Source organism: Enterococcus larvae (assembly GCF_017830045.1).
In the GTDB taxonomy this organism is placed as follows: domain Bacteria; phylum Bacillota; class Bacilli; order Lactobacillales; family Enterococcaceae; genus Enterococcus_L; species Enterococcus_L larvae.
In genome coordinates, this window is record NZ_JAEDXU010000007.1 from 20,580 (window position 1) to 33,260 (window position 12,681).

Annotated in this window: 12 protein-coding genes; all 12 read left to right on the forward strand. The window is 35.2% G+C overall.

Going from position 1 to position 12,681, the window contains the following annotated elements:
- Positions 1–459 precede the first annotated feature (459 nt).
- Positions 460–2,610 (forward strand): PBP1A family penicillin-binding protein, encoded by a 2,151-nt coding sequence (locus I6N96_RS13185; RefSeq protein ID WP_209558019.1) that lies wholly within the window; start codon positions 460–462, stop codon positions 2,608–2,610.
- Positions 2,611–2,677: 67 nt separating this feature from the next.
- Positions 2,678–3,019, forward strand: coding sequence for a YlbF/YmcA family competence regulator (locus I6N96_RS13190; protein WP_209558208.1), 342 nt, complete (start codon positions 2,678–2,680; stop codon positions 3,017–3,019).
- 233 nt (positions 3,020–3,252) lie between these two features.
- Complete coding sequence (locus tag I6N96_RS13195) at positions 3,253–4,665, forward strand: sensor histidine kinase (protein ID WP_209558020.1); 1,413 nt, start codon at positions 3,253–3,255, stop codon at positions 4,663–4,665.
- A 27-nt stretch (positions 4,666–4,692) separates the two neighbouring features.
- A complete protein-coding gene (locus I6N96_RS13200; RefSeq protein ID WP_209558021.1) occupies positions 4,693–5,466 on the forward strand; it encodes a LytR/AlgR family response regulator transcription factor in 774 nt (257 codons plus the stop codon).
- Between the two features lie 466 nt (positions 5,467–5,932).
- Entirely contained in the window at positions 5,933–7,969 is a 2,037-nt protein-coding gene (locus tag I6N96_RS13205) for an ATP-binding cassette domain-containing protein (RefSeq protein ID WP_209558022.1), read from the forward strand.
- Complete coding sequence (locus tag I6N96_RS13210) at positions 7,962–8,366, forward strand: thioredoxin family protein (protein ID WP_209558023.1); 405 nt, start codon at positions 7,962–7,964, stop codon at positions 8,364–8,366. The genes I6N96_RS13205 and I6N96_RS13210 overlap by 8 nt, the downstream gene beginning before the upstream one ends.
- A gap of 25 nt (positions 8,367–8,391) precedes the next feature.
- Complete coding sequence (locus tag I6N96_RS13215) at positions 8,392–8,916, forward strand: hypothetical protein (RefSeq protein ID WP_209558024.1); 525 nt, start codon at positions 8,392–8,394, stop codon at positions 8,914–8,916.
- A gap of 15 nt (positions 8,917–8,931) precedes the next feature.
- The gene (locus I6N96_RS13220) at positions 8,932–9,909 is read left to right on the forward strand and encodes an efflux RND transporter periplasmic adaptor subunit (protein ID WP_209558025.1); all 978 of its coding nucleotides are present in this window, start codon (positions 8,932–8,934) and stop codon (positions 9,907–9,909) included.
- A complete protein-coding gene (locus I6N96_RS13225; RefSeq protein ID WP_209558026.1) occupies positions 9,906–10,577 on the forward strand; it encodes an ABC transporter ATP-binding protein in 672 nt (223 codons plus the stop codon). Before I6N96_RS13220 ends, I6N96_RS13225 begins: the two co-directional genes overlap by 4 nt.
- A 21-nt stretch (positions 10,578–10,598) precedes the next feature.
- Positions 10,599–11,780 carry an ABC transporter permease gene (locus tag I6N96_RS13230; protein WP_209558027.1) on the forward strand — a complete coding sequence of 394 codons (1,182 nt, stop codon included), beginning with the start codon at positions 10,599–10,601 and terminating at the stop codon, positions 11,778–11,780.
- 15 nt (positions 11,781–11,795) lie between these two features.
- Complete coding sequence (locus I6N96_RS13235) at positions 11,796–12,020, forward strand: hypothetical protein (RefSeq protein WP_209558028.1); 225 nt, start codon at positions 11,796–11,798, stop codon at positions 12,018–12,020.
- Between the two features lie 38 nt (positions 12,021–12,058).
- A complete protein-coding gene (locus I6N96_RS13240) occupies positions 12,059–12,550 on the forward strand; it encodes a thioredoxin family protein (protein WP_209558029.1) in 492 nt (163 codons plus the stop codon).
- Positions 12,551–12,681: the final 131 nt, after the last annotated feature.

Sequence of the window (12,681 nt, forward strand, 5' to 3'; positions counted from 1 at the left end):
AACCTTTCCATGCATAGAATAAAAATTATTATGGTACAAGGATACTATCCATTCATTTTACATAGTTGCCTTTTTTATCATATAAGAGAAAATTTTTTTCGTCAATGGTGGTCAGTCTCTTGAAAGAATCGGTGCTGTTTTTAAACTATGTAGAAATAATTTCTATACGAAATTGTATAGTCCTATCTAACGTCTTAGCGCAAATTTAAGATTTTCTACATAATTTCGAAAGGAAATCATGGTAGAATGAGTAAAACCTCGTTTTGCGCAGAAGCAAAATCATACGGAGGTCTTATTAAACATTGAATGATTTGTGTTAGAATAATGAAAATATCTATGTAAATCTTGTTAAAGTTTCCATTATGTGAAAAGCGACCTTTGTTTTTAGGTTATGGAATGGGATAATGTGTCTGCACATCGTTCTTTTGCAAGATTAATATAGTACAAAAAGGAGCACTTATGGATTTTAAAGAATTTATGAGAAAGACCGGTTCGGTCATCAAGCGATTCTGGACTTGGCTTAAGCCCTATCTGGTTCGCTTCCATCAATGGAGAAAACGAATTTGGAAGAAGTATCAAATCAATAAAATAATTTTGCTGCTGGCGATGGTGGCAGTGCTGGTAACAAGCATTTATTTATTTACAATAGCCAAAGCGGCGAATGTTAAAGCGCTGAAGGAAGGGCTGCAGCAGTCTACAGTTATTTACGATAAGAACAACGATGAGGCTGGTAAGCTGTTTGGGCAGAAAGGGACCTTTGTAGAACTGGATCAGATATCACCTTATATTCAAGATGCAGTGATTTCTACTGAGGATCGAAATTTCTATAATCATGGTGGTTATGATATCAAAGGGATATTTAGAGCGTTGCTTGGTCGAGTGACGATGGGAAAAATCGTCGGCGGAGGGAGTACGATCACTCAGCAGCTGGCGAAAAATGCCTATCTAACCTTGGATCAAACCTTGGATCGTAAGGCGAAAGAGCTGTTTCTGGCAATTGAGATCGAGAAGAAATATTCAAAAGAAGATATTTTAGCGATGTATCTGAACAACTCTTACTTCGGTAATGGGGTTTGGGGAGTGGAAGATGCAGCGAAACGATACTTTGGCGTTAGCGCCTCTGAGGTTTCATTAGGAGAAGCAGCGACTTTGGTGGGTATGCTGAAGGGACCGGGGATATACAATCCAATCGATAATTTAGAAAATGCAGTCAATCGTCGAGACACAGTTCTTCAGTTGATGGTGGATAACAGCAAGCTGGATCAGGCGACTGCTGAAGCGGAATCCAGTGTTGATTTGGGCAGTCTGCTTAGTGATGGATATACAGATGCAGATTCTGACTATCGTTACCCGTATTACTTTGATGCAGTAGTCGATGAAGCTGTTGATCGTTATGGCATCAAGGAAGAAGATCTGTTGACGAAAGGGTATAAGATATACACAGCCTTGGATCAGAATTATCAAGTGGCGATGGAGCAAACCTACTTGAATGATGCACTGTTTCCACCGAATGCGGAGGATGGTGTCATGGTGGAGAGCGGCTCTGTTGCTTTAGATCCTAAGACTGGCGGAATTCAGGCTGTTGTTGGCGGACGTGGTGAACACGTGTATCGCGGGTTCAACTTTGCGACACAAACGAAGCGATCTCCGGGTTCTTCCTTAAAACCAATCTCGGTGTATACACCGGCGTTGGAGGCTGGGTACACACCGGCTAGTATCCTAGTGGATCAGCTGCAGGATTACTATCCGGCACAGAACTTCAGCCGAACCTTCCAAGGAGAGGTGCCAATGTATCAGGCATTAGGAGAAAGCCTGAATGCGCCGGCAATCTGGCTGTTGAACCAGATTGGTTTAGATAAAGGTTATGAGAAGACAAAAACCTTTGGGATTCCTTTGAACGAAGATGATAAACGTTATCCGTTAGCTCTGGGAAGTATCGAAACAGGGGTTTCACCAATGGATATGGCAGCTGCTTACAGCGCATTTGCGAATGGCGGTCAGCTGGCAGAAGCACATTTGATCACAAAAATCGTTGATTCTACTGGTGCAGTGGTGGTAGATAAAACCAATACCAAAACAAAACAAATCATCTCGCAAGAAACAGCGGATGAAATCACCAGTATGCTTCTAGGGGTATTCAGCTCAGGAAGCGGGATCAATGCGAACCCTTACGGCTATACAATGGCTGGGAAGACAGGTACGACTGAAACCAGCTTTGACAGCACGAAGACGAATGATCAATGGGTGATCGGTTATACCTCTGATGTAGTATTGGCAACATGGCTGGGCTTTGAGATAACAGACGAGACTCATTATTTAGAGGGAACGAGTGCCACCTATGCGTCAAATGTCTTTAACAGTCAGGCGAGCGGCATCCTTCCGAATACGCCGAACACGCCGTTTACCGTAGCAGATGCCTACGCGACAGGAGGAGCAGTTGTTGCTTCCGGAGAGGAAAATGCGACAAACAGCGACTGGCAGGATAGCGTCAAGGATATCGGTGGTCAGGTTCAGGAAGGCGCGAAAAATATCGGAGAGCAAATCAAAGAAGGCTGGAACAATGTCAAAGAAGGGGTGTCTGATTTCTTTGGTGGTCTGGTAGGCGAATAAGTTTTTTGAAATGTTCCATGGAAATGTTACAATGGAAGAAACTATTGGAAGAAATGGGGCTAAAAACGTGGCAAATATTTATGATACAGCAAATCAGCTGGAACGCGAACTAAGAGATATGAACGAATTCAAAGCATTGGAAGAGGCTTACAAAGAAGTGCAGGGAAATGAAGAAGCACATACTTTATTCAAAGAGTTTCAAGCTTTCCAGCAAGAGCTGCAGGATAAGCAAATGCGCGGCGAAGAATTTTCAGAGGCAGATGCAGAGAAAGCACAGCAGCTGGCGACAGAGGTGCAAGGCACTGAGCTGATCAATAAAATGATGGAAAAAGAACAGGCCTTCAGCATGATTGTTAACGACTTGAACCGAATCATCATGACACCGATTCGTGATTTGTACAGTAACTAAAAGAATAAAGAGAGCCAAGTGAATAAAAAATGGAGGTAAGTGAGACGGAATCTGTTTCACTCACCTCTATTTTTATTGTCTTTTACGATTATTGGCTGGAACATTTGTTTAGGAATAGGTTTCCTTTTTTGTTTTTAATTCATATTGTAATATTCTACGCATCTTTTGTTTGTGTTATAATTACTAAAAACAATTGTAACTTTACTACATAAAAGGGGTTAATAATTTAATCAATGGCTGTTTGGTTTATAAAATATGAGAAACAGCCGGGAGTAGAAGATGAGGGTGTTGGGGCTATGGTATATATTCTAACTTATTTTATAAATATGATTGCTTTAGAATCGGGGATGTATATTTTTTTTAAGAAGCTATTCTCCAAGAAAGATCGAATACTTATATTTCTTATAAGCATATTAATATATGGTATATTTTTTGTCTTTGCAATTAATCAAAGTACGACAATTTTGATCTTTGAGTACCATCATTTGATCATAGCAGGCATTGTGTTGTGGGGATATTATATGATTTTAGGAAAAAAAGCTAATGGATTTGAACAAATGTTACTGTTTTTTTTATTAGAAAATATAGTGATGCTATATCTTTTGAAAATAGTACTAATTTCAGTTAGCAGTGTTCAAATTGTAACGCTCTCTCCGTTCATAAATTTGTTGATTCAGCTGGTTTTTGCCATGTTTCTTGAAAGTAAATATCGGTACTTGATTGCTTCGCTTTTTATTGATAAAAAAAAGAAAGCAGCAATAACTTTTTTCTTGTTGTTGACTGCGGTATTTCAGCTCATTATAATGACACCGAATCAAAATGATGACAATCAAATAATAACAGAGACTGTGGCATCAGATAACGAACTTACTCAAGTAGATCAAAATGAAGTGTTCCAAATCAATAGACTGTTTCTAGTTTTTCTGTCAGTTGTTGTTATAAGTGTTATTTATGTCGCTAAGGAAATCAAAAAGAATAAAAGAAATAAAAAAATGCTGAACGACAGAAAAATGATGGAAAGCTATATTGATACATTAGAGAAGCTTCAACTGGATATTCAAAAAATACAGCATGATTATAAAAATATATTAATTGGAATTAATGGTTTTTTAGATGAGAACAATGATATTTCCGGATTAAAAGAGTTTCTCCAAAAAAACGAGTTGATACATACTACTGCGCAAATGCAGACTGGAACCCTAAATCAACTCAAAAGAATAAACATCATTGAAATCAAAGGATTGATATCAACCAAAATGATTCAAGCAATACAAAAAGGAATACAGGTTTCGATAGAGTGTCAAGACGAGATCAATATCAAAAGAATTGACTCTTTAGATTTATCAAGGATATTGGGAATAATCATCGATAATGCTATAGAAGAATGCGAGAATCAGGCAATAGGGGCAATCAGAATAGCTTTTATTGATGATGAAAAGAAAACATTAATTATAGTGACAAACACATGTAGAGAATCTTCGCTGAATATTGACAAGTACAGTGAGTTTGGTGTTTCCACCAAGGGAGATAATAGAGGGATTGGCTTGAGTAATTTACGGGATATTGTGGACAATTACAACAATGTATCGCTGGAAACTAATTGTGAAAACTACGAATTTATTCAAAAATTATTTATTGGTAAATAGTTCCTATAATAAAAAGGAGGGGAATATATGATCAATATATTTATTTGTGACGACAGTATACAGCATCTGGAAAACATAAAAGAAATAATCAAAGCGGGTACGTTATTTTTAGATACACCAATGAATATCAAGCAAGCAACAACATCACCAAAAAGCTTGTTGGAAGCTATGGGGCAATATAAGGATGATGAAACAAATGTATACTTCTTAGACATTGATTTAGCGGATAGACAATACGATGGGTTGCAATTGGCAGTTGCGATTAGAGAAAGGGATCCGTTGGGTTTTATCGTATTTGTTACTTCTCATGTTGAATTTGGTTTTTTAACTTTTGAGTACAAACTGGGTGCATTTGACTATATTGTAAAAACTGCAGATAGTGATATATTGAGAAGCAAAATTTTTGCCACTATAAAAGCTATTGAGAAAAGATGGAATACAAAAGTTTCCAGTAGTAAAGAATGGCAGCAAACATCCAGAAAAATTAGGTTTGTTTCAGATTATGAAGAGAAATATGTAGGCTTGGAAGAAATAATTGCCATGGAAGTGATAGGAAATCATAAACTACAAGTTGTGACTAAGCATCAAATTTTTGAATGTAACAGCAGTCTTGGGAATTTTGAGAAACAGCTTCCGGAATATTTCTTCCGATGCCATCGCAGCTATATCATTAATTTAAAAGAGGTAGAGAGTAAATCTAGAACAGCAGAAGAAGTCGTCATGACAAATGGTTTTGTCGTTCAATGTGCTAAGCGGCAACAGAAAAAGTTTTTAGAGCTAATAAAAATGATAAATTCTTAAAACAGAGAATAAGCCGTATGTTAGCACGCAGTAATCAAGTGAAGCTTGTTGTACGATCAGCCTTTATGCACACGCGAAAGTAATATCGAATCTTCAAACTTGAAGGTAACAATTGATGATTATTTGATTTATTGCTCGATGTATATTTAAAAAAACGTTCAAGTATTACTTGAACGTTTTTTATTGTGTGATTAAGTTCGTAAATAAGTAGTTTAAGTAAGCTTTCAAAAAATCAAAGAAATCAGTTGTAGAATAAGGATGAATCAAAAAGAAAGGAGGATAATCTCATGAGAAAAATGACTAAAAGTGAAGCAAATATTTTTGCTGCGGGTTGGGTACGTGTCTGTCAATATCTTGGTGGCGGATGGTGGTTCTGTGTTACCTACTATTAATTAACATTCACTGTAGAAAAGCTAAGTAGGAAACAAATACTTAGCTTTTCGTTGTTCATGAGATTAATTAGCTGATGTATACACATAATATGCAAAACTCGATAAATGATTGTGGCATAGCAGCTGTTTTAACAGTGCTGGATCAACTAAAGATAAACCGAGAAGATTTTCATAGGACATATAATAAATCAAAAAAAGAAACGATGCAGGGTCTTTCAGTAAAACACATAATTGATATTTTTCTTGAATATGGTGTGAACACAGATGGATACATTGTTGATGAGTTTGAAGAGCTTAAGTCACAACAATTTCCAATCATAGCAATGATCGAACAGGAGGGACTGCCTCATTATGTGGTGCTCCATGACATCACAGAGGACTGCATTACTTTATCCAATCCTAGTGAACATGAAGTGCAACGGATAACAATAGATGAATTTAAAAAGAATTTTTCAAATAGAGTAGTATGTATTGAAAAAATAGATGTTGTTGATAAATCAACAAGCTATTCTGAAAGTCTATATCAAACTGTTATAGGTAATATTGCAGTCAAAAATAAGCTGTGGATTGCTTTTTTAACATTAGGTAAGTTGGCTATTCCGTTACTTGCTGTAATAGGACTGGAATATGTACTTTCCAATAAAGTAGGGCAACTAACGTCAAATAGAATGTTGAGTCTATTGCTTGCTTATGTTCCGATCATCATGTTATTCAGTTATGCAAATACAAAAACAGCTGAAATGCGTGTGCGCCTTACAAATAAATTGCAAAAGGAGATAATGACAAAATACTATTTATCTGAATTAGAAGATGTCTCCTTTAATAAAAATGTTTCTCAAATAACAGGTTACTTTTGGAATATTTTAACAGCGATATCTGGCTTGCTCCAACTTTTTTATTTGAAAGTGGATTTATTATATGGTGCCATTTTATTAATTGGTTTGGCCATAATTAGTCCATATTGTGTATTGATTGTCATGTTTTGGGGAGCATTGTTTTTGTGGATTGCGAAAAGAAATGCGGTAGATATTAAAAATCTATATAGTTCCACTTTAACAAATTCCAATGGATTGGCGTCAGTTTTTGAAGAGAATGTCAATGCATCCTGTGATATTACAACTTTTAATAAGCAAGAAGAAGCATATGATTTTTTTCAAAAAAAAATAAGTACGTTCTTTCAAAGCAATGTATTACTTGTGGAGAAGGAAACGAGGATGAACACATTATTGGAAGTATTCAATATTATCGTGTTATTAAATTATTTTTTAGTATTTTTCTATTTCTTTAAAACTGGGAGTATTGACCAGTTGGAAAAGTTAGGAAGTGGATTGTTATTGCTCTATTTGGTAGCAACTAATTTTAAACCGATTTATTCAAATTGGATTACTTACCAAAAAAGTAAAAATGCTATCTTCGTTATTGAAAGTGAGCAGCAGACATTTATCCAACCTTCAGCTAGAAATGAAATTATAGGTTTAAAGGAAATAGAAAAGCTGACGATTGAAGGATTGACGTTCTCTTATGACGAAACAAAGATTTTCAGCAAAGCAAATATTCATTTTGAAAAAGGAAAAATATACGGAATTCGTGGTGACAACGGCAGTGGAAAATCTACACTTATTAATATTATTTTGGGATTGATCAAACCAGAAATAGCTGTCACGAAAATCAATGGTAAGAGGATAGATACCTTGTTCAATTCCAGCATAATCGATCATATTTCCTATTATTCTACAGAAATGAATATATTCCAGAATACTGTTGAGAATAACATCAATTTTTCAGTATTTGATGAGGCATATAAAGAAACAGAAGAAAGGGATCGTTTATCATTGAACCTTGTGGATGAGTATATTGTAACCGGTGGAGGAAATAATATATCAGTTGGTCAAAGGCAAAAAATTCTTTTGATGAGGACCTTGATGAGAAAAAAAGAAATTTATATATTTGATGAACCTACTGGTAATCTCGATAGTGAAGCAACTAAGGAGTTTATGCAGATCGTCCAGTCTCTTTCTGATAAAATCATCATTATTGTTACGCATCAAACACGCTTACTTGATTGCTGTGATGTCATTTATGATATAAAAGCTGGTGGTATCTATGAATAAAAAATCTGGAAAAACAATAGTTATTATCATAGGTATAGTGGCTTTACTTGGAGCTGGCTACTTATTTTATTCTGACGAAAGTACAGGAAAACAGAAAATACCAGAAATTTTTACAGAGCAAATCTCTGAATTAGGTAATTCTGGAAAAGAGTTTGTTTATATCTACAGTGAAGAATGTTCTGCCTGTGATTTTTATTTTCCAATAGTAGTAAAAGCAATTGATAAAACGAGAGCATCTATGTATCAAGTTGATTACTTAAAAAATGAAAATACAGATTTTTTTGAAACTAACAACATTTACAATGTACCAGTTATTTTAGAAATTAAAGATGGAAAAATTATCAATCGTTATGAGGGAGCCAAAGAGCTTCAGGAAACAGTGAATATAATTGAATAAAAAACCGAAGAGGATGATTTAAGTGATGAAAAAAATTTCTTTATTTATCATAGTATATTTAACAGCTCTTGTTATTTCAGGATGTCAGGAAAATGCTGCAAGCATCAATGAAAAAGAACCACAAGAAACAGCAGCTGATCTCGGTAGTACGGTTGTTGAAGAAAGCCTAGCTGATAGTACTGAAGAAAGTAGAGATTTATTGACAGATGAGCAGAATAAAGACGATGTTGAGGAAATTTCTTCTGATAAGTTTATGGATACAATCAAGCAGTTGGACAAGGCTGTGGTTTTGGTAGGGGATCCAACAGCTACTGAATATAAAGATACTTTAGAAAACTTGATTACATCATGTGATGAGATGTCTGTTGACCTATATCAAACTGATCTGACAGATCAGGTAGGCGTGGAAATAAAAAATAGGTATAAATTTGCTGATGCGTACGATATCTTAGTCGTTGTCGATGGAAAAATGCAAAAAATTGAAATTGGTGGAGGGGACACCTTGAATGCGGATATTCTGAAAAGAGTATTCACAATCTATGGATTATAAAGTGAGGGAATGCCTATGAAGAAGAGAACTTGGCTTGTCGCATTGACAGTTGTCATATTGTTTTTATTGATTGGTGTTACTGTTTATTTAAATAGTGGGAAAAAACAAGTAGCAGAGGAAAAAGCGGATACATTTCTCGTAGAAAAAAGTGAAGCACTCAATTTTACCGGTATGGTCAAGGCTAAAAAAGTTCAGTATATCAATTTTAATCAACAGTTTGGTGAAACAATTTGGGTAGAAAAAGAAAACCGAGAAAATGTAGCAGAAGGAGAATTAGTTGCTTCTTATTACAGTCAAGAAGTAAATAATAGTCTAATAGAGCGACAAAAAAAACAAAGAGATGTTCAAAATGAAATCAGCACACTGAAAAAAGATGAAACAGGTAACTCAGAAAAAATAGCAGAATTATCTAAAGAAGTTGAGCAAATAAAGCAGGATATAGGTACCTTAAAAAGTTATGCTGTAACTAAAATTTATGCAGAGCACGCTGGTATTTTTACAGTAGATTTATCGTCCAATTATGGTGTTGGAGAGCCAATAGGAAAGGTTAGCAGTAAAATAAGTTATGTCGAAATAGAAGTAAGTGAGTATGATATTGAGAAACTTAAAGAAGATATGACTGTCACCTTGAAATATGTGAATAAATCACAGGATCTTAGTGGTAAAGTCACGAGCGTTGCCAAACTTGCAGAAAATGAAACAAGCAAGGTGTCGAGTTATTCGGTACAAATTGATCCGTCAGAAGAAATCAGAAATGGTTATCATGTACAAACGATAGTTCCAATTGAAGAAATCAAAATTCCTTTGAGCGCTGTAAAAAGGGAAGGTCAAAAACATTACGTGTATAAATTAGTTGAGAATGACTTCGTAAAGACGGAAATAGTTGTAGAAGCTTATCAGAACTATTACATCGTTCAATCGGGTTTGAATGAAAAAGAGGAGATTATTGAAGATGTTGATAATTATTCAAATGAAGAGGGTCAGACCGAATGATTAGAATGTCAGGTATCCATAAATCATATACATTGAATGAAAATGAAGAACCGCTATTTGTTTTGAAAGATATAAATTTGAATGTGGCCGAGAAAGAATTTACGGCTATTATGGGTCCAAGTGGGTCTGGTAAATCTTCATTGATCAATATTATTAGTTTTTTGGATAAAAGCTATACAGGAGAGTATGTCTTTGCAGGGAAGGATATTAAGAGTTTTACAGATAAAGAACTTTCACAATTAAGGAATCAACGTGTAGGTTTTGTCTTTCAATCGTTTAACCTGATTGATAATAATACTGTCTATGAGAATGTTGAACTACCTTTGTTATATAAGGGGCTCTCACATCGAACAGCTCGCCCAGTCGTTATGGAACAATTAGAAAAAGTTGGCTTGGTAGAGAAAAAAAATCAATTTCCTACACAATTATCCGGAGGACAAAAGCAACGGGTTGCCATAGCCAGGGCATTAGCAAATGAACCAAGTTTTATAGTCGCCGATGAACCGACAGGCGCATTGGATAGCGTTACTTCTGAAGAAATAATGACGCTTTTCCAACAGCTGAATGCAGTTCATCAAGTAACAATTTTAATGGTTACCCACGATAATGAAGCTGCTCAGTTTTGTAATCGAATTATTGAGGTAAGAGATGGCAGTGTCATAGGATAGGTGAATGAGAAGATGCGGATAATGATAAGTATAGAAACGGCAGTCAAAGCAATCATCAAAAATGGTCGGAGAAGCTTTCTAACGATTATTGGAATCGTTGTAGGGATAGCTGCGGTAATAACAATTGTGACGGTTGGTAGAGGATATGAGCGATACTCTGTCAAGCAAATTTTGGATAGTGATGATTCAAAAAATAATACAACGGTTATTAGTTTTTACCCTTTAGATACTAGCTTTAACGATAGTAATTTGGACTATTATAGTGAACAGGACTTAGCTTTGATAAGCACTATAGAGGGTGTATCAAAGATAGAATACGAAACAGAAAATCCGGATGAAACATATAAAAATAAAGAGGTAGTCATCAATAACACTTCAGAGAACAAAAAAATATTATTGATCAATAGAGATGGTCGAAAAGTGATACATGGGGAAAAATTAGTTACAGCTGATTTGGGAAATAAGATAGTCGTGATTTCCAGTAAACTAGCAAATGAGTTGGCAAATGATAATTATTCAGTTGCTGAAATGGTTGGACAAACAATAGAAATAGCTGGTGAAGTTTTTGTTATTAAGGGGATTTATGAAGCTGATGTTACAGAAAGCACACACATTGAAATGAACAAGGGAACATACTTGAATTATTATCACACATCAGAAAAAAGAAATGTACAAATTACAGTTCCCAACCAGTATAGTTTAAGTGATGTTGCCGATAAAGCAGTCAAATTGTTAACCAGCCGGGGAAGTATGAAGGCTCTGGGGAAATACAACTACTCCAGTTCAACTGCGTTAACAGATGTTTTGAGCAACACTCTGCAAATGCTGACAATCATCATTTCATTTATTGGAGGTATCTCTTTGTTTATTTCAGGTGTCGGTGTGATGAATATGGTCTATACATCGATTTCTGAGCGCACAAAAGAAATTGGTATTCGAAGAGCCCTGGGAGCAACAGCAAGAGCCATCCAGCTCCAATTCCTTTTAGAAGGATTGATTCTAACTGTTTTTGGTGGGATTATTGGTTATTTGTTTGGCATATTTTTTGCCTATATTATTAGTTGGATGATGCAGTTTGAATTTTCTATTGATTTATTTGTTGCTGGTTTGGCTATGGGTATTTCGATTTTAGTGGGTATCATTTTCAGCTATATCCCATCACGAAATGCTTCAAAAAGAGATGTAGTTGATTTAGTAAGATAAAGAGAGGCTGAGTTTATGAATAAAGAAAAGAAGAAAAATAGTACAGCTAGAAGAATCATAAAAATTGTTTTGATTACATTTACGGTGGTGCTGCTCCTTCTGGGTGGTGGGATTTTCTATATCATGAAGTCAACAGGCATCAACAGACTTCCTAATAAAATTGAATTCTTCAATAACGATGAAATGGAAGAAATGGAAGAGGAAAATCTAGATGGAGAGAATCAAATAATCAAGAAATAAGAGATTTTCGATAAACAAAAGGTTGAGGTGATAAAAGAATGAATAAAAAGAGGGTCATTGAAGTATTTGGAGTAGTACTTTTGCTGATATTGTTTATTTACTCTTGGCAAGTCACTCAAAATGAAAAAAAGTTACAAAGTCAATTGATTGATGAACGAACAAACTATCCGAATATTTATAACATCATAGATTCGATTACCATAACAAATTTTGAAAAAAGAGTTGGAGCTGGCGAAGAATTGATTTTTTACATTGGTAGGCCCACTTGCGGAGATTGTACCGAATTTGAACCCAAGTTGATTGCGATGATTGAGGAAGAAGATGTTCAGGATAAAATTCTTTATTTAAATGTAGCGCAGTTACGAGAGAGTGAAGAAAAATGGAACGAGTTTATTGAGGATTATGATGTGAAATATACACCTACGTTGGTGAAATTCAGCAAAGGAAAAATTGTAAAAAAAGTGAATTGGACTCCTGAAGGAGGGACCGACTTAGCTCAATTTTCTGATTTTTTAAAGTCTTGTGTGTAACGCAAAATAAAAGGATTAGTGAATGTAAATCAGCATGATTCTGATTTAGATCTACTAATTCTTTTATTTTATTATTTGTTGAAAACTATAGAAAACATTCTATTCTAATGTATGCAGGCCCTTGGCAACTA

Bases quoted from the DNA above. Each gene is read 5' to 3' on its own strand.
- I6N96_RS13185 (WP_209558019.1), top strand. From the start codon at position 460: ATGGATTTTAAAGAATTTATGAGAAAGACCGGTTCGGTCATCAAGCGA.
- I6N96_RS13195 (WP_209558020.1), top strand. From the start codon at position 3,253: ATGGCTGTTTGGTTTATAAAATATGAGAAACAGCCGGGAGTAGAAGAT.
- I6N96_RS13200 (WP_209558021.1), top strand. From the start codon at position 4,693: ATGATCAATATATTTATTTGTGACGACAGTATACAGCATCTGGAAAAC.
- I6N96_RS13205 (WP_209558022.1), top strand. From the start codon at position 5,933: ATGTATACACATAATATGCAAAACTCGATAAATGATTGTGGCATAGCA.
- I6N96_RS13210 (WP_209558023.1), top strand. From the start codon at position 7,962: ATGAATAAAAAATCTGGAAAAACAATAGTTATTATCATAGGTATAGTG.
- I6N96_RS13215 (WP_209558024.1), top strand. From the start codon at position 8,392: ATGAAAAAAATTTCTTTATTTATCATAGTATATTTAACAGCTCTTGTT.
- I6N96_RS13220 (WP_209558025.1), top strand. From the start codon at position 8,932: ATGAAGAAGAGAACTTGGCTTGTCGCATTGACAGTTGTCATATTGTTT.
- I6N96_RS13225 (WP_209558026.1), top strand. From the start codon at position 9,906: ATGATTAGAATGTCAGGTATCCATAAATCATATACATTGAATGAAAAT.
- I6N96_RS13230 (WP_209558027.1), top strand. From the start codon at position 10,599: ATGATAAGTATAGAAACGGCAGTCAAAGCAATCATCAAAAATGGTCGG.
- I6N96_RS13235 (WP_209558028.1), top strand. From the start codon at position 11,796: ATGAATAAAGAAAAGAAGAAAAATAGTACAGCTAGAAGAATCATAAAA.
- I6N96_RS13240 (WP_209558029.1), top strand. From the start codon at position 12,059: ATGAATAAAAAGAGGGTCATTGAAGTATTTGGAGTAGTACTTTTGCTG.